The organism is Haloferula luteola, assembly GCF_014201715.1.
Lineage (GTDB): Bacteria > Verrucomicrobiota > Verrucomicrobiia > Verrucomicrobiales > Akkermansiaceae > Haloferula > Haloferula luteola.
In genome coordinates, this window is sequence record NZ_JACHFD010000020.1 from 46,693 (window position 1) to 66,114 (window position 19,422).

The 19,422-nt window shown below is 60.1% G+C and carries 13 protein-coding genes; 12 read left to right on the forward strand and 1 reads right to left on the reverse strand.

What is annotated here, in order from left to right:
• The first annotated feature begins 68 nt into the window (after window positions 1-68).
• The 9 genes from HNR46_RS16330 to HNR46_RS16370 all read left to right on the forward strand — a co-directional run bounded on the left by HNR46_RS16330 (window position 69) and on the right by HNR46_RS16370 (window position 15,356).
• Window positions 69-590, forward strand: coding sequence for a hypothetical protein (locus HNR46_RS16330; protein ID WP_184020704.1), 522 nt, complete (start codon window positions 69-71; stop codon window positions 588-590).
• The gene (locus HNR46_RS16335) at window positions 587-5,989 is read left to right on the forward strand and encodes a rhamnogalacturonan lyase family protein (RefSeq protein ID WP_184020706.1); all 5,403 of its coding nucleotides are present in this window, start codon (window positions 587-589) and stop codon (window positions 5,987-5,989) included. Before HNR46_RS16330 ends, HNR46_RS16335 begins: the two co-directional genes overlap by 4 nt.
• A gap of 81 nt (window positions 5,990-6,070) precedes the next feature.
• Window positions 6,071-6,841, forward strand: coding sequence for a CBM96 family carbohydrate-binding protein (locus tag HNR46_RS16340; RefSeq protein ID WP_184020708.1), 771 nt, complete (start codon window positions 6,071-6,073; stop codon window positions 6,839-6,841).
• Between the two features lie 137 nt (window positions 6,842-6,978).
• Entirely contained in the window at window positions 6,979-9,753 is a 2,775-nt protein-coding gene (locus tag HNR46_RS16345) for a sensor histidine kinase (RefSeq protein ID WP_221285227.1), read from the forward strand.
• A gap of 14 nt (window positions 9,754-9,767) precedes the next feature.
• On the forward strand, window positions 9,768-10,430 hold the full coding sequence (locus HNR46_RS16350; protein WP_184020712.1) for a response regulator: 663 nt from the start codon (window positions 9,768-9,770) through the stop codon (window positions 10,428-10,430).
• Between the two features lie 132 nt (window positions 10,431-10,562).
• On the forward strand, window positions 10,563-13,652 hold the full coding sequence (locus tag HNR46_RS16355; protein WP_184020713.1) for a CBM96 family carbohydrate-binding protein: 3,090 nt from the start codon (window positions 10,563-10,565) through the stop codon (window positions 13,650-13,652).
• A gap of 146 nt (window positions 13,653-13,798) precedes the next feature.
• The gene (locus HNR46_RS16360; protein WP_184020714.1) at window positions 13,799-14,224 is read left to right on the forward strand and encodes a Fur family transcriptional regulator; all 426 of its coding nucleotides are present in this window, start codon (window positions 13,799-13,801) and stop codon (window positions 14,222-14,224) included.
• The gene (locus HNR46_RS16365) at window positions 14,221-14,460 is read left to right on the forward strand and encodes a hypothetical protein (RefSeq protein WP_184020715.1); all 240 of its coding nucleotides are present in this window, start codon (window positions 14,221-14,223) and stop codon (window positions 14,458-14,460) included. Before HNR46_RS16360 ends, HNR46_RS16365 begins: the two co-directional genes overlap by 4 nt.
• Complete coding sequence (locus tag HNR46_RS16370) at window positions 14,457-15,356, forward strand: tyrosine recombinase XerC (protein WP_184020716.1); 900 nt, start codon at window positions 14,457-14,459, stop codon at window positions 15,354-15,356. Before HNR46_RS16365 ends, HNR46_RS16370 begins: the two co-directional genes overlap by 4 nt.
• A gap of 168 nt (window positions 15,357-15,524) precedes the next feature.
• Here the strand turns inward: HNR46_RS16370 and HNR46_RS16375 are convergent, their stop codons facing one another.
• Window positions 15,525-16,289 (reverse strand): TorF family putative porin, encoded by a 765-nt coding sequence (locus tag HNR46_RS16375; protein WP_184020717.1) that lies wholly within the window; start codon window positions 16,287-16,289, stop codon window positions 15,525-15,527.
• 424 nt (window positions 16,290-16,713) lie between these two features.
• On the opposite strand from HNR46_RS16375, the gene HNR46_RS16380 reads away from it, so the two are divergent.
• The 3 genes from HNR46_RS16380 (at window position 16,714) to HNR46_RS16390 (ending at window position 19,385) form a co-directional block, all read left to right on the forward strand.
• Window positions 16,714-18,048, forward strand: coding sequence for an ammonium transporter (locus HNR46_RS16380; protein ID WP_184020737.1), 1,335 nt, complete (start codon window positions 16,714-16,716; stop codon window positions 18,046-18,048).
• Window positions 18,049-18,152: 104 nt separating this feature from the next.
• Entirely contained in the window at window positions 18,153-18,635 is a 483-nt protein-coding gene (locus HNR46_RS16385) for a hypothetical protein (RefSeq protein ID WP_184020718.1), read from the forward strand.
• Window positions 18,636-18,638: 3 nt separating this feature from the next.
• Window positions 18,639-19,385: a type III pantothenate kinase gene (locus tag HNR46_RS16390; protein WP_184020719.1), complete on the forward strand. Its 747-nt coding sequence runs from the start codon at window positions 18,639-18,641 to the stop codon at window positions 19,383-19,385.
• Window positions 19,386-19,422 lie beyond the last annotated feature (37 nt).

Genomic DNA, 19,422 nt, shown 5'->3' on the forward strand with positions numbered 1-19,422 from the left:
GCGCTTCACCCTCATGGGTTACCATCCCATGATTGACCGAGCTTTCCCCTCGCGCCCTACCCTGCGGGATGCTGCGACTCCTGCCATGCCTCCTCTGGGTACTGCTCTCCCTAGGCAGCAACGCCCACACCGGCACGGAAACAGAGATCACCGTCCATCTCGCTCCTGGACGCACCCTTCTGGTCGTTCGCTGCGCCCCTGAACTCGCATGGAAACTCCTCGGACCCGAGGCGCCGAGCGGCCCGCTTGATTCCGCCGTTTCCTCAGCTCAGCCGCAGCTCGAAAACCTCGCCAGTCAGCTCGTGGAGTTGCGCATCGAAGAGAAAACCCTCCTTCCCGATCGCATCCGGGTCCTCCTTGAGCCCGATCGACACCTCGCCTTCGCTCTGACCTTCCTCCAAAGCGGAGCTCCCACTCTCCTCTCCCTCCCGTACCTCGCGAACCTCCACCCCCGCGAACCGGCCATCCTGGAATTCTTCGATCACAGCACCTCCCGCCGTCCCGCGAAACCCTTCGCCCGCATCGAAGTCCAAAACCCCGACCGCCTCGTCGAGTTCACCCCGACCTCGGCCCATGCGCTGATCCCGTGAAAACCCAGCTTCTTCTCACCGGCTTGGCCTGCTGGCTCCTCGCCTCCAACAGCCCCGCCCAACGCCAAATGGAACCCCTCGGTCGCGGCGTCATTGCCTGCCGCACCGACAGCAACTCCGTCTACGTCAGCTGGCGCATGCTCGGCAGCGATGACAGCTCCATCACCTTCAATCTCTATCGGACCATCGGCGGTGGCACCCCCGTTCGACTCAACACCTCGCCCCTCACCGCCACCACCGATTTCCAGGACCAACCAGGTTCCGCCACGCTCAACGCCAACACCGTCGCCTACTTTGTGCGACCCGTCATCGACCTCGTCGAGCAATCCCCATCCGCCCCATGGTCCCTTCCCGCCGCTTCGCCGGTTTCCCGGGCTTTCGAACTTCCCTTCACATCCGATCCAGGTCCCGAGGGGCCCTACGACACCAAATTTGCATGGGTCGGTGACTTTGACGGAGATGGCGAATACGACTTCCTCTGCGATCGTCTCTCCACCCTCGGGGCCAACGAGCAATTCCTCGAAGCATATCTACGCGACGGCACCTTCCTCTGGAGAATGCACATGGGTCCCACCAGTGCCGATCAATCGGACATCTATCGTCCAGGTGCTGCCGCCATCTCGACCGGCGATGGTGACAACGTCACCTGTTTCGACCTCGATGGCGACCACCGTGCCGAAGCCATCGTCCGAACCGCCAATGGCGTCACCGTCACCAATCCCTCTGGAGAAACCGTCGCGAGCATCACCTCGACATCCCCCAGCCAACAATTCCTCACCGTCATCGATGGGCTGACTGGCCAGGCGATGCACAGTGCTCCCGTTCCCAATGCTTGGATCGAACACGGCACCCTGCAGTCCAAATGCTTCATCGCCTACCTCGATGGCCAACATCCTTCCGTCATCCTCTACGGCTACAATCGGGCTGCAAATGGCCGCTTCTATCGCCAATGGACCGCCTGGGATTGGGTCGACCAACAACTCGTCCAACGTTGGACCTGGGCCCAAGATCCGTCCACCCAGCCCGGTGCCGAAGGGCACCAAATCCGCATCGCAGATGTCGACAACGATGGTCGTGATGAACTCATCGACATCGGGCACGTCCTCGATGACGACGGCACCCAACTCTACGTCACCGAATTGACTCATGGTGACCGCTTCCATGTCGCCGACATCAACCCCCTGTGGCCCGGTCTCGAAACCTACGCCATCCAACAAAACAATCCGAGCTTTCTCGCCACCGCATATCTCGATTCCGCCCACGGTGGATTCTATCAAAAACTCTACACCACCGGCATCATCGATGTCGGTCGCGGACTCACCGCCGATCTTCTTCCCGATCACCTCGGGCTCGAAATGTTTTCGACCCAACCGAACCTCTATGGCGCCCGCGGCGAAGTCCTCCTCACCCAACATCCCTTCCCCTATGAAGGACTCTGGTGGGACGGCGATACCGGCCGTGAGTTCATTGCTGGAGCCAATGGCGCCGGCACCAGCCCGATCATCGATAAACTCAACCCAGCCACCGGCAGCAACTCCCGCCTCCTCTCCATTTACAACGACGGCGTTCACAACGCCTACGGCGGTCGGCCCGCCTTTTGGGGAGACATCCTCGGCGACTGGCGCGAAGAACTCGTCCTCGTCAAAAACGACTACTCCGGGCTGCGGATCTACACCACCACCACCCCCGCCGAGGATCGCCGCCGCACCCTCATGCACAATGCCCAATACCGTGTCCAGACCACGACCAAAGGCTACGTGCAGGCCTCCTACGTCGACTACTACCTCGGGTTCGAAACCACCGAGGACCCTCCTCCTCCCATCAACGATACCGATCGTACCTGGAACCTTGAGCCCGTCCTCAATGCCAGCATTTGCCCCGCAGGAAAAAGCCTCCTTTTCGGCCCCTCTCAATCGGCGACTTTGCCCCTGAGCGAGGACCTTTCGCCCTCTCGCATCAAGGTCTTCTCCCCCGACTCGTTCACCTTCGACGGCAGTCCCGGAAACTTCACCGGTCCCATGACCCTTTCGAAATCCGGCCGCGGAAATCTCACGCTCACCGGCAATCCATCGTACACCGGTCAAACCGAAGTTTGGGATGGCGCCCTCATCGTTGATGGCCACCTCACCCAATCTCCCGTCATCATTCATGGCGGCACTTGGGGTGGCCCCCTTGCTCATGGAGTAACGGGTGGCCGCCTCGGAGGTCGCGGACGCATCGAAGCTCCCGTCACTCTGGCTTGGCGTGGCACCCTTTCTCCCGGCGCTGGCAACGGCGATCCCGCCATCCTCCAACTTGCCAACGGCCTGAGCTGTGGCCCTGACACCGCTTGGTCGATGGATCTCGCGTCCGAGGGGCCTTCCGACCTGATCGCCATCACGGGCGATCTCCTCGTTGAAGGAACCACCACCCTTCTGATCCATCCTCTCAGCTCCGACGCGTTGCCTCCCGGAACCTATCCGCTCGCCACCGTGACGGGCACCCTCATCGGCTCTCTCGATAATTTCCAAGTATCTCTACCCACCGGCACCCCCTACCAACTTTCTTTCACCGCTGGCACCCTTCAGCTCACCATCCCCAACACCCGCGATCCCGACCAACTGGTCTGGCAAGGGGGGCTCAATCAAAATGTTTGGGATCTCTTCCAAACCCCCAACTTCCTCCTCAATGAACAGCCGCAAACCTTCGTCGCCGCCGACTCCCTCCTGTTTGACGACCGCGGGGCTCCGAACCTCACCGTTGCCCTTCACGGCGAACTTCCACCATCCTCCATCACCGTCGAATCGGCGCACAACTACACCTTCATCGGCGATGGCATCCTATCAGGTTCCTGCAGCCTGACTCAGAACGGCCCGGGAACGCTTTCCCTTCTGGGAAACCATACCTTCACTGGCGACGTCCGGGTGAACGGCGGGATTCTAGCCGTCTCCTCCCTTTCCCAAGCCGGCGAGCCGTCTGCCATCGGGGCTGCCAGCGCAGAACCCGAGCACCTTCAGCTCGACGGTGGAACGCTGCGACTTGATGGCCCACCAAGTGCCACTTCCCGAGGGATCCTCTTGGGGCCGGCAGGAGGCACCCTGTCCACTCCCGCTGCCTCTCTCCAAATCTCCGGCACCCTCGAAGGCCCCGGAGCCCTGACCAAAACCGGCGCTGGGCTCCTCATCCTGGGCCATGCCAACGACTACACGGGCGGAACCATTCTCGAACAGGGCACTCTCCAATTGGCTTCCGATACCGCCAATGCCTCCGGCCTCGGCAGTGGCTCTGTCACTTTTCGCGGCGGCACCCTGGCCATGACCAATGACACCGGTTCCTACAACTCCGCCAGCTATCGACTCATTGTCCCCGAAGGCGAAATCGGCCGACTCTTGGCCGATGGTCGTTGCGACCTCGGAGGCACTCTTACCGGCACCGGGGAATTCACCTTCTACACTCCCTTCGTCCGAACCGACCTCGAGGCGAATTGGTCGAACTTCGAAGGACATCTCCGCGTCGAATCCGACGCGGATGGGGGCGATTTCCGCATCGACAATCCCTATGGATACGGCGGTGCCCACCTCGACCTCGGCCCTGAAGTTTGGGCCTACTATCTCTCGGGGATGTCATCCAACCTCACCCTCAACCTCGGTGCCCTCAGTGGAGACGTTTCCTCCCACCTACAGGGAGGCCCCACCAGCGGCCGAACGCTGACCTGGAGAATCGGCAACCGAAACCTCGATACCGAATTCGCTGGCAGCATCTCAGACGGCACCTCCACCACCGCTCTCACCAAAATCGGAACCGGCATTCAAACCTTTTCCGGAGAACTCACCTACCAAGGGGAAACGCTCGTTTCTACGGGAACCTTGCGACTCGATGGGACCTCAACGCAGTCCAGCTTCACCGTCCAATCTGCGGCCGCACTCGGGGGCAGCGGCACCCTAACCGGATCGGTTACCCTACAAAATGGCAGCATTCTGGAGCTTTCCACCAGCCCCTTGGCCATCGTCGGAAATCTGATTTCAACCGGCACCCAGATCATTCGCCCCCGTTTGGATCCAGGCATCGGCACCCACATCGTCGCCACCTATACCGGCATTTTCTCAGGCACGCCCCATTTCGAATGGGCGGGTCCTCCCACCTATGAGGCGAGCTTTTCGGCAAGCAACGGAGAAATCCGTGTCACCCTCGCAGCTGCAAATAGCGACCTCGACGACGACCTCCTCCCCGACAATTGGGAACTCACCTACTATCCATCCCTCAGTTCGGCCGCCCCCCTCGACGATACTGATGGCGATGGATTCAACACCTGGGAAGAATGGAAATCCGGCACCAACCCCACCCTCGCCAGCTCCCAGCCCGGCCAGCCTATCCCTGGCGCTCTCGACCTCGAACCCGCCGCAGACACCTTCATCTTCCACGATTTCGGCGGCGGAACCTCGGACACCACCGCCTACGGCAACTCCCCTGAGCTCGACCTTGTCCAGTGGAACGATCTTCATGCCTTCGCCTACGTCCGCTTTGACCTCTCGGCACTTCCCGATGGAGCCCAGATGGACGGCGTCACTCTCACCTTCACCAAGGTGACGAATACCAATGAAGGAGTGCCCAGCGTGCGCAATGATAGCCTGACCACTGGTCGCTTTGGCGTCTGGGGATTGCTCGATGTCGATGGCAATACTCCCCAAACTTGGGATGAGAATGGCTTGACCTCCTCCACCCTCGGCTCCGAGCGCATCAGCAACACCAACCCTCAACTCGACACCGCTCTGCCTCGAACCTGGTCGTTTGATGACATGGGAGAATCCGTCTCCGGCACCAGCGAAGGCGCCACCGCGAGCGTCCACGACGCCGGTGGCGGCACTCTCACCTCCTTTCTCCAAGCCCGTCTTCAGGCGGCCAGCGACCCTCACCTCGCCACCTTCATCGTCGACTTTCCGGAAAACCGCACCAGCGTCCGAGGTTTTGCCTTGGGAAGCAGAGAAGCCACCTCCGAGTCCCGCCCGCTATTGCACCTCGACTATCACTCCTCCGCCCCCATCCCTGACCCTGACGAAGATGCCGATACTCTCCCCGACGCATGGGAAGCCCAATATTTCGGCTCCCTCGACCCCCTCCCCGACGACGATGCCGACCATGACGGCACCCCGGAATGGCTCGAACGTGGGTTGCATCTCCACCCCAAAGATCCAGCTGAGTTCTTTGCGGCACGGCTCGTTCTCACCACCTCGGGACAAGCCGATTTGAGCTGGCCCCAAGGAGATGGCATCGCCTTCACCGTCGAAGTCTCCACCCGTCTTACCGGCCCGTGGACTCCTCTGGAAACCCTCCAGGGGGATGACTCCGCCAGCCCACTCCGCTATCCCATTTCCCTTTTCGGAGAAGCCCGGTTCTTCCGCATCGTCGCGGAAAGACCCTGATGGGATTCACCCCTATCGGGTTATTGCTCAGGAAGTCCCCCAATCACGATCCTTCATCGTCAAATCCAGAAAACCCAGTTCATGAACCTCCGCATCCTCCTCCTTCCACTGATCATCGCCCCCCTGTCAGCGGCCACCTCCCTGCAGGTCACCGCCGTCGCCGATGCCACCATCTACCACCGTGATGGTACTTACGCCTACAATTCGACCAACTACGGCACCGCTACCACGATTGATGCAGCCCAATACGGAGGCGGCATCTGGTCGATGAGCTACATCCGCTTCGATCTCTCGTCCATTCCTGCAGGGGCCACCATCACAACGGCTACTTTTCAAATCACCCAAACGGGATCGAACAACGTCGCTGGTTTCCCAGTCTCCCGTAGCGACACCTGGACCACCGGCCGGTTTGGCTCCTATGGCCTCCTCGACGTGGCCGGAAACACCAGCCAAACGTGGGGTGAAACCGCCATCACCGGCGACTCAATCGGTTCAGAAGTCGTCAGTGGTCTCAACCCGCAGTTGGACACCACCACCCGCACGATCGATTTCAATTCTGATACCGAATCCAAGATCGACGCGGTGATTTCTGTCACGGGCACCAACCTCATCTCCTTCCTGCAAAACCGTGTGGACGCGTCGACGGACACGGGATTCGCAACGCTGATCGTCGATTACATGGAAGATGCCACTTCCAGTGCGCGCGGCTTCACCTTTGTCTCGAGAGATGACACCAGTTCCGGACTGCTCATTCCTACCCTCACAGTGGAGTATGAGCTTGTTCCCGAACCTTCGGCAGCCCTCCTTGGCGGGCTCGGAGCCCTCGGCCTCCTGCGCCGCCGGCGTCGTTGATCTCATCCACCACCTCCGATGCCGCCGCCACCGGTTTGACCCGGCTGGCGGCGCTTTTTGTGATCTCACACCGATCTCTTCAGACACCTTCTCGCGGACTCGACACCGCCCCCGTCCCTCTTCTATGCATGGCCATCGTGCTTCGAGTTTTTCTGCTTTTTTTCGCCTGCTTGTCCCTGGTGCATGCGGCGGACGATGAAGTTCTCGATGCCCAGTTTCTCGTCCGCACCTGGCAATCGGAAGAGGGCCTACCAGGCAATGTTGTTCGGTCCCTAGGCCAAACTCCCGATGGCATCCTGTGGGTCGCTACGGCCGAAGGTCTCGCCCGGTTTGATGGATTCGAATTTCACCTCGTTACAGGAACGGGCGCTTATCGAGGTCAACGGCTTGGGTTCTTCCGCCTGATCACCCTCGCCGACGGAAGCGTCTGGATTTCCACGTTTCAAGGAGGCCTGCTCAAGGTCGAGCAAGGTGAGTTGATCCGCTATCTCGAAGATCAGAACGAACCCAGCCCTCCCCTCGTGACTCACATGTTCCATTTCATGGGGTCCGTGTACTACCTCTGCGGCGAAAAACTCTTCCGCATGGATAGCTTTCAGCCAATTCCCGTAGAAGACGCCTCACCCACCCTGCAGCAAGCAGTCGAACGAACTCTCCGTGAGGAAGAACGTCGCGGCCGTACCTTTCTCCCAGTCTCTCTGGGACGACTTCATCACCGCCGCGGAGATTCGTGGGAGGTCGTCGATGGCAGCCTCCGCCATCGCACCCCCGAACACCCGGAAACTTATGAAACCGTCAAAGCCCTCTCTCGCCGTGTGGTGGTCAATGACATGCTCGAGGACCGGGAGGGCAATCTCTGGCTGGCAACCCCTTCGCAAGGACTGATTCGCATCCGCCCCAGCCGCGTTCACCGCCTCGGCGCCGGAACTCCCATCATCGATCTCGCCATCCGCTGTGCCATCCAGACCCGCGAGGGAGAGTGGTGGATCGCAGGCCGCGGAACCGGCATGGACCGCATCACTCCCAACGGCTTGGAACACCTCGAGCTCGTCAAAGGGGGATACGACCGCCCCGTCACTTGCTTGTTCCAGGATCGCGAGGGCGACCTGTGGCTCGCGTCCACCGATGGCTCCGTCTTTCGCTGGAGAAACGGCCAGTTCGAAATCCCCTTCTCCGAAGAAACCGGGATCTCGAAAGTTCAGGCCATGGCCCAAGCCTCCAACGGCGACCTCTGGTTCGCAGGAGGACGCGGAGTCGCCCGCTGGGATGGGCAAACGGCCCACCGCTACCGCCTCGATCCGCGGCGTTCGATCACCGAATTCTCCACCCTCGCCATCGGCGACCAGGATCAGGTCTTCGCCGGCACTACCGATGGCCGAGTCTTGGAACTCCAGGGCGATCATTTTCGCTCTCTGGACCTTCCAAAGAGCGCCGCCGGACGTCGCATCTCCGCCATCTATCCCGCAACGCCGGAAGAACTCTGGGTCACCACCATCGGAGCTGGCCTTTTCCTTCGGAAAGATCAGGTCTGGCATCCGTTCGGCGCCTCCTGCGGGCTCCCCGACGAACGCCTCACCGCCATGGTCGCGACTCCCGACCAGAGCTTCTGGTTCGGCTCCCTCGGTGGCATTCTCAGCGCCTCTCGCCAATCGCTGCTCCGCCACCTTGAGCACCCTTCCAGCCAGCCCCGTTGGTTGCGATTGGACCGCTCCGACGGATTGGTCACCCGGGAATGCGTCGGAGGCTCCCAACCCGGAGCGTGGGTAGAGCCCAGCGGCACCATCTGGTTTCCCACCTCCAGTGGACTCGCCGGAGTCGAACCCGCGCAACTGGGACTCCAGGAGGATCCTCCAAGCCTTCAATTTCGCAGCGTTGAAATCAATGGCTCTCCTGTTCCCGTCTCTTCCCTCCAGCATGGTGAAATCACCGCAGGACCCGGTCATGTGCGACTCAACTTCTCCTACATCGGCATCTGCCTTTCCGCTCCGGAAAAAGTCACCTATCGCGTCCGTCTGGTTGGCATTGACGACACCTTCCAACTCCTAGGGAACCGCCGCGAGATCGCCTACGAATCGGTGCCTCCCGGGAACTATCGATTCGACGTCATCGCCATCAATGGCGACGGCGTTTCCAGTCAATTTCCCAGCAGCATCCGCCTGAAAGTCCTGCCCGCATTTTGGCAAACAGTGTGGTTCGGCATCCTCTGCTCCACCGGTCTCGCCGTCGGTGCTGTCTTGGTGGGAGTCTATATCACCCGCCGTCGACTCCGCCGGAAACTTGAAACCCTTCGCCTCAAGGGAGTTCTCGAACGGGAGCGCTCCCGAATCTCCCGCGATCTCCACGACGACCTCGGCGCCAGCCTTACCGAGCTCTCCATCCTCTCAGCCCTGATTGCCGAGAACCCACGTGCCTCCGACATCGAACAATCCGTCGATACCCTATCATCCAAGGCCCGCAATGTCGTCGCCACTCTGGACGAGATTGTCTGGGCCACCACCCCCCACGAAGACAGCTTGCGCTCCCTCATCGACTACCTCGCCGCTTTTGCGCGCGAGTTCCTCGATTCGGCCCGCATCCACCTCCACACCGATATTGAGTGGAAAATCCCCGAACTCGCCATCGGCCCACGGCGTCGCCACAATATCTTTCTCGCCACCCGAGAAGCCCTGAACAATGCCGTCAAGCACTCCAAGGCCACGGAAATCACCCTCCGCATCGCCATCGTCGGGCCCGAACTGTGCATCCGCGTCTCCGACAATGGCCAAGGCATTCCACTTCATCGCCGCGACTCCGGACACGGTCTTGGAAACCTGCGCAAACGCTTGAACGATTGTGGGGGTGATTGCGAATTTGAGTCGGTCCCGGGTGAAGGCACCTGCGTCTCCATCACCTTGCCTCTGCCCTTCGATTGAGCCTTCCTTTGATCATGAGTAAAAAGAACCCCATCACCGTCGCCATCGTCGAGGACAACTCGGCCTTAGCCAATGGATTAAGAAAAATTGTCGAATCATCGGACGACTTTCTATGTCTCGGAGTCTGGACCAGTGGCGAAGAAGCCCTGCCGAAAATCGATGCCTTCCGTCCTCAAGTCGTACTCATGGATATCAATCTTCCAGGCATGTCGGGCATCGAAGCGACAGCACGGCTCAAACAACATCTTCCGGAAATCCAGGTCGTCATGGTGACCGTTTATCGCGACCACGATAAAATCTTCGCGGCTCTCAAAGCCGGAGCTTCCGGCTATCTGCTCAAACGCTCCACCCCCGGTGAGGTTCGTGATGCGATTCGTGACGTGCTCAGCGGTGGTGCCCCGATGAGCGCCGAAATTGCCCGCCGCGTCGTCGAGGCGTTTCACCAGCCGATGAAGGAACCCGAAGAAGAAATCAATCTCTCCCCCCGAGAAACCGAAGTTCTCGAACTCCTTTGCGAAGGCCTTTCCAACAAAGAAATCGCAGATCGCCTCGGTATCTCGACCGAAACCGTTCGGGTTCACCTCAAACATATCTATGAGAAATTGCATGTCCGCTCCCGCACTGAAGCGGCCATGAAATTCCGCGATTCGCGGGAACAGGGCCCGTGGAATCCATGACTTCCTTTCTACCCCTCTCCAGTTAACCCTCAAAGGGTATTCACGACCAACACATACGGATGTTTCATCAGGCTCGGTATGAGATTCTGAAGGCTCGTCACCTTCCGGATAACCCTACCGTCCCAGAAACCCATGAAACATCCGAATTCCACCATGGCGGTGGTTCTCCCCGCCTTGTATCTTCTTTCCTGCCCCGGCCATGCCGCGGTATCCGTCCCGACTTCCTACGGGAGTGGCGCCGACACCTACCTCTCGAACGATAGCAACTCCGGGCCCACCGTCGTCCACGGAAACGGCACATTGAACCTTCGTTACTGGGAAGCCACTCGTAGCCGCCAAGTACTCCTCCGCTACGATCTCGGTGGCTTGGAAGCGGCAGCAGATCGCACCAGCGCCACACTCTCCCTCACCTTTACCCGCTCGAACCGCGGTCGCACCGTCAAGATCTACGGTCTCCGGGATGAGTCACTCGACTCCTGGGACGAAGCGACCACCTCCTATTCCAATGCTCCAGGTGCCCTCACTGCCGCCACCGGGCTCTTCTCCTACGATCTCTACGACGGCACCACCAACCCCAGCGGAGCTTGGGAACTCCTCGGCACCTTTGTCGTCAGCAATGGGGCCGTCCCTTACAAGGATACCAGCAATGTCGACACCCTTCCTCTCGATAGCTTTCTCGCCTCAGATACCAACAACCTGATTTCCTTCCTCGTTGTATGGGACGGGGACAATGCCCCGGATTGGGACATCGCTTCCAAAGAGAATGCGACCACCACTTACCACCCGCTCATCAACCTCCCCAATGCCACGGCCGGCGACTCCGACGGAGACGGCCTCGCCGACCAATGGGAAATCGACCATTTTGGTGACATCACCAGCTATTCTGGGACGGATGACCCGGACTCCGATACCTACGACAACGAAGCGGAAGAAACCGCAGCTTCCGACCCGAACGATCCCTTTTCCATCCCTGGCGACATCGATGGCGACGAACTCGCCGACCTCTGGGAAGACCAGTACTTCGGCAATAACGACGGCATCCCCACCGCCATCGAGCTCGCCATCGCGAGCGGAAACGATGATCCCGATGGGGACTTCGGCAGCAACGAAGACGAAGAAACGGCCGGAACCGATCCCCACAACTATGGGTACTTTCCCCTCGAAACCATCGAGCCCCCCTATGCTTTCCTCGACAATGAAAATGGCGATGGCACCGGCGATGGCATGAACGACTGGTGGGAGGACTTCTACTTTGGAGACCTGACCACGGCCACTGACCCCTACGGCGACAATGACAACGACGGATTCGATAACATCGCAGAATACGATGCCTTCTCCGACCCTGCAAATCCTGACTCCTTCCCCGGCGACATCGATGCCGATGGCTTAAACGACCTTTGGGAAGACCGCTACTTCGGCAACAATGATGGCATCGTCACCCTTGATGACGTCTATGTTACCGACGACACCGAGGCTGACCTCGACTCCGATGGCTTCACCAACAAGCAGGAAGCCGACGGCACTCCGATCGGCTCCAACCCCAACGATGCCGCGTCCGTTCCTGGAGATGCCGATGCTGATGGATTGGATGATCAATGGGAAATCGACTTCTTTGGGGCGATCGACACTCAAACCGGCAGCGAAGACTCCGATGGCGACCTCTACACCAACGAAGAAGAAGAGAATGCCGGCACCGACCCGAATGACATCGAAAGCTTCGTCGACAGCGAACCCGACGGCCTCAATGACCGCTGGGAAGAACAGGTCTTTGGCGATCTGACCACCGCCAATGATCCCAACGCCGATTCGGACTCCGACACCTACTCGGATTTCGACGAGTACCTCGAGGGATCGAATCCCCTGAACCCAGCTTCCGTTCCCGGAGACATCGATGGAGATGGCCTCGCCGATGCCTTCGAAATCGCTTACTTCAACTCCATTGACCTCTACGATGGCAATGACGATCCGGACCGCGACTTTGCGACCAACGAAGAGGAGGAAAGCGCCACCCCGACGGAAACCGATCCTTCTGTGCGAACCAGCTCTCCCGACTCCGATGCCGATCTGCTGGGAGACGCCTGGGAACTTTACTCCTTCGGGGACCTGACCACCACCGAGCTGGAAACGGACGACAACGATTCCGACGGCTACACCAATGCCCAGGAGTACGCCGCTGCCTCCAATGGAAACGACCCGCTTTCCACTCCAGACACCGACGGAGATGGCCTTCCAGAGGGTTGGGAACGTTTCTACTTCACCACCGAAACCACCCAGACAGGCACCACCGATTCGGACTCGGACGGAGTCATCAATCTGATCGAGTACTACGCCGGAACCAATCCCGCCGACGCCGGCTCCGTACCCGACGCTGGTGTTCTGACCACCGCCGATGGCGTCGGAGCCGATACCTCACTGACCAACGACGTTCAGAATGCCACCACCGGTCCGACCGTCGTTCACGGGCTCGATGAGGTCAACGTGATCCGTGACAATCGAGCAAGCCGGCTTCATATCCCCATGCTCCGTTTCGATCGTTCTCTGCTCACCGACGACCTTTCCAACGCCATCCTTAGGATCCATATCCCTTGGGTTTCTGGGACCGCAGGAGTCATCAACGTCTATGGCCTCATCGACGGAACCTCAGGAGAAAGCTGGGACGAAGCGACCACCAGCTACTCCAATGCTCCCGGCATCCTCGATGATCAACGGGCCACCCTCAACACCTGGGCGATGAATCCAAAACAATGGGCGCTGCTTGGGACCATGGCTCCCACCGCCACCGGAGTCTTCTACTCGAATCCGGCCAACCTTGATCTGAGCTCCTTCCTTGAAAAAGACAGCGATGGTCAGATCACCTTGGCGTTCCACCCCACCTCGAACAACCGCTGGCACGGCATCACGGCCAAGGAACAGGGAACGGATCCAGCACCCGCCCTCATCCTGCCCTTGGGTTCGGTGGTTTCGACCTCCTCCAGTGGCCCTGTCATCACTCATGCGGTCCTTGATTCGGTAGCCAACCCTCAAACCTTCACAGTCACGGTATCGGGGCTCTCTGTCGGCCAATCCTATCACATCCAAAGTTCCAACACCCTTAGTAGCTTCGAGGCGGTTTCCGGTTCCACCTTTGTCGCTGCTTCTGCGACTCAGGACGTTCCGCTCGAAGTCGATACGGCGGCCGACTCCCGGAGATTCGTCCGCATCGCAGAGGGCGCGGAGCCCTGATCCTCGAACTTCGTCGCATCCAGAGCGGTTTCAGAGGCCTGCCGGAAATTCCCGGCGGGCCTTTTTGTCGGCCTCTCTTTCTCACGGCGCGCGGCCATTTCCATTTGGCCAGTCGGGATTTCGGCGGCTACTCTCCCTCCGTTTCCATGGACGCCGAACTTCCATCCCTGATCCAACGCTGCCGCTCATTAGGTCTGCGCCGCACCAAGGCTCTCGAACAGCTGTTCGCCACCCTTCTCGAATCGCCGCGTCCAATGACCCTTTCCGAACTCGCGGAATCTCCCCGACTCGCAGACCAGTGCGACAAGGCCACCGTATTTCGGCTCCTGCAACGGCTCGAAAACCATGCCATCATTCGTCGCCTCGGTCTCCACGAGAGAGCCGCCTACTTCACCTTGTTGCTCCCCGATCGGCACCACGACTACCTGATTTGCACCTCCTGTGGATCCATTGAGGCAATCAAAGCCCCGTGCCCGGTTCACGCCTTGGAGGAAGAAATCCGAGAGTCCACAGGCTTCCAAAACCTCTACCACGAACTCGAATTTTTCGGCACCTGCCCGGCTTGCGCATGAACCGACTGACCCGCATCGCCCTCACCCTCTTCGTCTCGGCCACCATTCTCGCCTTTCTCGCCAAAGCTCGCCTTGAGCGAGTTCAGGATCTCGATCCCCTGAAAGCTGCTGAACGCATCGAGCAGGAAACTCAAATGGGTTGGTTGGCCGTCGGCATTTCCGCCACCATGGCCCTCGGCGGCATCGGCTTGCTCGGCTACCAATGGAGAAAGGGCCGGCCTTCCGCCGCGTCATGAAATCCTCGCTTCAGGACGACTTCATTCATTTCCTCCGTGTCGAGAAAAACGCCTCGCCACGAACCATTGCCAACTACACCGCAGCCTTCGCCTCCTTCCAAAAGGACCTCGGCTTGGATGAGGAGCCCGAGTGGGTCCGCCTGGATCCCGACCCGTTCCGCGATTGGCTGTTTCACATGATGAAGAAGGGCCTTTCTCGGTCCACGGTCCGCTTGCGCTTTTCTGCCCTGCGCTCGTTCTACAAATACTTGGTCCTCCGTCGCGGCCTGGCCAACAGCCCGGTGGCCGCCATCGCTTTGCCCAAGGCACCTCGTCCCCTGCCGGTGGTTCTGAGCCTCGCGCAGATCGATGAACTTCTCGAACTCCCACTTCGCCTTCCCCTGCCTCGCAACACTCCCGAATGGGTCCCTCGTCGCGATGCCGCCATTCTCGAACTGTTTTACTCCTGCGGACTTCGGATCTCGGAATTGCGATCCCTGGAAAAACACTCGATCGACTTCGAATCAGGCAGTCTCCGCGTGATCGGCAAAGGCTCCAAAGAACGCCTCGTTCCCGTAGGAGAACCAGCGCTCAAGGCGATTCAAGCGTACCTTGCCACCGCGCCCGTGCCCAGCGGCCCCCTTTTCATCAGCAAACGCCGGTCCCAGCTTACCCAACAGGCCATTGACCTGCTGCTGAAAAAATACGTCCGCCAGTCGTCGATTCCCTTCGAAATCTCTCCCCACAAACTACGCCACAGCTTTGCGACCCATCTCCTCGATGCGGGGGCCGACCTCCGCTCCGTGCAAGCCATGTTGGGCCACTCCTCCCTTTCCACCACCCAGATCTACACCCACGTCACTCGAGAGCGGCTGAGGGATGCCTATCAGCAGGCCCATCCACGGGCTTCCGACTGATTCTCCGACGGCGCCTCCTGTCCGTTCGGGGGTACCTCAATTCCCAATGGGGTGGATCGTCAGGAAGACCCTCCCCCAGTAAATCCCTCTCGTTCGGCCAAAAAAGAGCGGCCGCCCCCGAGGGAACGGCCGCTCAAAAATCTCAGAGTTCCGGAGAACCCATCGAAATTAGAAGCTCACGGCGAGGCTCACGCCACCGATGAGGTATTCTTGACCACCGTTGCCGAGCAGGTCGGTCACGAGATCGCTGTCACCGTTGGTGTACTTCACGTAAGGCTTGAGGGTCACGCCGTCGCGGAATTCCCACGGCAGAGCGGCACCCACGTAGTAACCTTGGAAACCATCAGCGGTACCCACGGAACCCGGACGAGCCGAAGCTTGGAGGCCTTGGCCATCAGCGAAGGCAACACCAGCGGTCAGCTCAAGCGAAAGGCAATCGTTGAACTCAACGGTGTAACCAACGTTGTTGTCCCAGTACCAACCGGAAGCGGCGTCGAAGTCATAGTAGAAGGTCGAACCGAAGGTCAGACCGAACGGCAGCTCATAGGAAGCACCGAGGTAAACTTCCTGAGTGTCAGCGGAAGCGTCCGGGAAGTAGTAGTAAATGTAACCCAGTTCGAAGGTCACATCACCCACTGCGTAGCTGGCGCTGGTGTAGAGGTCGAGCTCGTCGTTGTTGAATCCGGCGGCGCCGAAAACAGTCGGGGAATCGAACGAGGCGTACCAGGCACCTGCGCTGAAGCCCAGATCACCCATGGACCAGGCCACATCGGCACCGGCTTCCACGAGGTCGTTGCCCAGATCGACGAATCGGAATTCGTACATGTTGGCGTAGCCAACGTGCACTTCACCTTCAAGTTCCGCCGAAGCGTAGCCAGCCACGAGGGTGGAGGCAGCGGCCAGGGCGCCAACGGTTTTGCTGTAGTTGCGCATCGTTTTTCGTTTTTCGGTTGCTGCTAGAACCCCCCGAGCCGGTAAACCCGACGTCGGGAGAATTTGAGCGTTTAGCATCCGACGTGCCACGAAGGTCCGCCGGACACTGTTTCTCAGCCGTTTCATTAGGAAAGCTAAAGGATTGTGTCCAGCGAAAAGCGGGGGATCGGATGCGTCTCGCTTGACCGCTAGTTAGTCGCCCGCCTGCGGGCTGGCAAGGGCATTTCCCCGACTTCTTTCGCGCTTCGTTTCGGCGTTCCCCGCCGCTCCTCGAGCGACCCCGCCGCTGGTGGGAATTTCATGAACCTCAGCCGTTCACCCCACCTCGCGCCCACCCCTCAGCAGAGCCCCCTCTATCAATTTGGCACGGCAGGTGCTCTCCCCCCCTGCGTTCATCAAACCAACCACGCCAACCAACATGCGAATGCTGACAAAACTGACTTACCTCATCCCCCTACTGCTGACGGCTTCGGCCTTCGGACAGGATGAGCCGCCTGCCGAAGGAACCTACGAAGCCTTCATGGCGGGTAGCGACGCGGCAATGTTCACCGTCAATAACCTTTGGATTCTCCTGTCGGCGGCCCTGGTGTTCATCATGCACCTCGGATTCTGCTCGGTGGAATCCGGCCTCTGCCAAAAGAAAAACACGGTCAACATCCTCTTCAAAAACGTGTTCATCGTCTGCATCGGCGCCCTGACCTACATGGCCTGGGGTTTCAATGCGATGTATCCCGGCACGATGGGTGAGGACTGGAACGGTTTCTTCGCCATGGGCTCCCCTCTGATGAACGGGTTTGCCGATGAAGCGACCCGCACCGCCAGCGTCACTGCGGACTACGCCAGCTACACGATTTGGACCGACTTCATTTTCCAAGCCATGTTTGCCGCGACCGCTGCCACCATCGTTTCCGGTGCTGTGGCCGAGCGCGTGAAACTCGTGAGCTTCATGATCTACGCCACCATCCTGGTGGGCTTCTTCTACCCGATCACGGGTTCCTGGAAGTGGGGCACCGGCTGGCTCGACGCCAAGGGCTTCTATGACTTCGCTGGCTCGACCCTCGTGCACGCCTTCGGTGGCTTCGCTGCTCTCGCCGCCATCATCGTTCTCGGCCCTCGCCGTGGCAAGTTCACCAAGGAAGGCGTCAAGCCGATCCTTCCCCACAACCTGCCTCTCGCCAACATCGGGGTGTTCATGCTCTTCCTCGGTTGGTTCGGTTTCAATGGTGGTTCGGTCCTCAGCGCCGATCCGGAAGCTGTGTCCCGCGTGTTCGTGACCACCGCGATGGCCGGTTTTGCCGGTGGCCTCGCCGCGATGTTCACTTCCTGGGCCGTGCTCAAGAAGCCGGATCTTTCCATGGGCCTTAACGGCATCCTTGCCGGCCTCGTCGGCATCACCGCCGGTGCCGATTCCATCTCACCTTGGATGTCCGTCGTCGTCGGCGCCATCGCAGGTGCCATCGTGGTCTTCTCGGTCATCTTCTTCGACAAGATCAAGATCGACGATCCGGTCGGTGCCGTCTCCGTTCACGGCGTCTGCGGTCTTTGGGGCACGGTGGCTGTCGGTATCTTCAGCACCAACCCCGATCACTCCTTCGGCATCCAGCTGATGGGCTGCCTCGCGATCTCGGCCTTCGCCTTCATCGCCTCCTTCGTTCTCTTCTTCCTCCTCAAGGTCACCCTCGGTGTCCGCGTGGATGCCCAAGAAGAAGAAGAAGGCCTGGACGTCGCCGAACACGGCGCTCCGGCTTACACCGATTGATCCCGGAGTTCTTCTCACCGATCTTTCTTCAACAGGCGGCCCTTTCGGGTCGCCTGTTTTTTTTGAGTCTGGAACCCCCATTCCCCTCCGCCTAGAGCTGGCGCGTGAAGCTTCGCCGCGCGCCCCTCCTAATGGCTCTGGCCCTCCTCTCCCTCCTCGCCGCCGCTTGGGTCTGGCTCCAACCCTACGAATGGAAGCCCGATTCACCCGATGGCACGAAAATCCAATCCGCCCAGCTCACCCGGGATCACTCCTACTTCTGGCTCGATCTGCGACTCGATCCCGGCCAGCTCCATGGCCTCCCCCACCCACTGGAACTGACGAGAACCGACGCCAGCACCGACACCCCCACCATCAAACCCGTCCAAGTCGACTTCGAAGGCCAAGGACTCGCCCCGGGAGCCAACCCCGAAGCCACCCTCCAAAACCTTCGCTCCATCTCCCTCCGCTTTTGGCTCGAAAAGGCCCAACTGGAGCATCCCCTTACCCTTGTCGCGGGCACCGCTCACCTCACCGTGCGCAGCCGCTCCGGCCCTCCCCCACTCGCCGATGGCGACCGCCGCACCTTCCGCTCCCACCACTGGTAAGCCATGCGCCTCCTTCTCATCGACAACTCCAACACCCGCACCAAGCTCACCCTCAGCTTGCCCGGTGGAGCCTTTCAACACACCTGCTGGATTCCCACCGCAGACGTCTCCCCCGAAGCGCTTGAGACCACCCTTGGAAATCTCTCTTTCGATGGCGCGGTCATCTGCTCCGTCGTTCCCGAGAAATCGAGAATCCTCCACGATTTCCTGGCTCCCAGAGTGCCCGTCCACCACCTCACAGCCGAAAGTCCCCTGGAAATCGGCATCGACTACCCCGAGCCGGATCGAATCGGCGCCGACCGTCTCGCCAACGCCGTCGGTGTCGTCGCCCGCCACCAAGCTCCCGCCGTTGTCATCGACTTTGGCACCGCCGTCACCTTCGACGTCGTCTCCGCCGCCCCCTCCTACCTTGGCGGCGTGATCGCCCCCGGCCTCGGAGCCATGGGCGAATACCTCGGCCGCAAAACCGCCCTCCTGCCCCTCATTGACCTTGAAGAACCCGCCCATGCCATCGGCCGCTCCACCGTCGAAGCCATGCGCGCAGGTGCCGTCATCGGATACCGTGGCCTCGTCCGCGAAATCCTTGCTTCCATCCGCCGCGAACTCCCCGGAGATGCCATCGCCGTCGCCACCGGCGGCGATGCCGCCCTCATCGCCCGCGGCGTGCCCGAAATTCAACGCGTCGATTCAGAGCTGACCCTCCACGGTATCGAACTCGTGGGACGCCGCCATTTCGGCGCACTCCCCTGAGCCTCTCAAGCTCGCGCAATTCCTCATTCATCATTGG

What these genes read in the sequence shown, in the direction of transcription:
- HNR46_RS16330 (WP_184020704.1), top strand. Translation starts at nt 69, where the DNA reads ATGCTGCGACTCCTGCCATGCCTCCTCTGGGTACTGCTCTCCCTAGGC.
- HNR46_RS16340 (WP_184020708.1), top strand. Translation starts at nt 6,071, where the DNA reads ATGAACCTCCGCATCCTCCTCCTTCCACTGATCATCGCCCCCCTGTCA.
- HNR46_RS16350 (WP_184020712.1), top strand. Translation starts at nt 9,768, where the DNA reads ATGAGTAAAAAGAACCCCATCACCGTCGCCATCGTCGAGGACAACTCG.
- HNR46_RS16355 (WP_184020713.1), top strand. Translation starts at nt 10,563, where the DNA reads ATGAAACATCCGAATTCCACCATGGCGGTGGTTCTCCCCGCCTTGTAT.
- HNR46_RS16360 (WP_184020714.1), top strand. Translation starts at nt 13,799, where the DNA reads ATGGACGCCGAACTTCCATCCCTGATCCAACGCTGCCGCTCATTAGGT.
- HNR46_RS16365 (WP_184020715.1), top strand. Translation starts at nt 14,221, where the DNA reads ATGAACCGACTGACCCGCATCGCCCTCACCCTCTTCGTCTCGGCCACC.
- HNR46_RS16370 (WP_184020716.1), top strand. Translation starts at nt 14,457, where the DNA reads ATGAAATCCTCGCTTCAGGACGACTTCATTCATTTCCTCCGTGTCGAG.
- HNR46_RS16375 (WP_184020717.1), bottom strand. Translation starts at nt 16,289, where the DNA reads ATGCGCAACTACAGCAAAACCGTTGGCGCCCTGGCCGCTGCCTCCACC.
- HNR46_RS16380 (WP_184020737.1), top strand. Translation starts at nt 16,714, where the DNA reads ATGCTGACAAAACTGACTTACCTCATCCCCCTACTGCTGACGGCTTCG.
- HNR46_RS16390 (WP_184020719.1), top strand. Translation starts at nt 18,639, where the DNA reads ATGCGCCTCCTTCTCATCGACAACTCCAACACCCGCACCAAGCTCACC.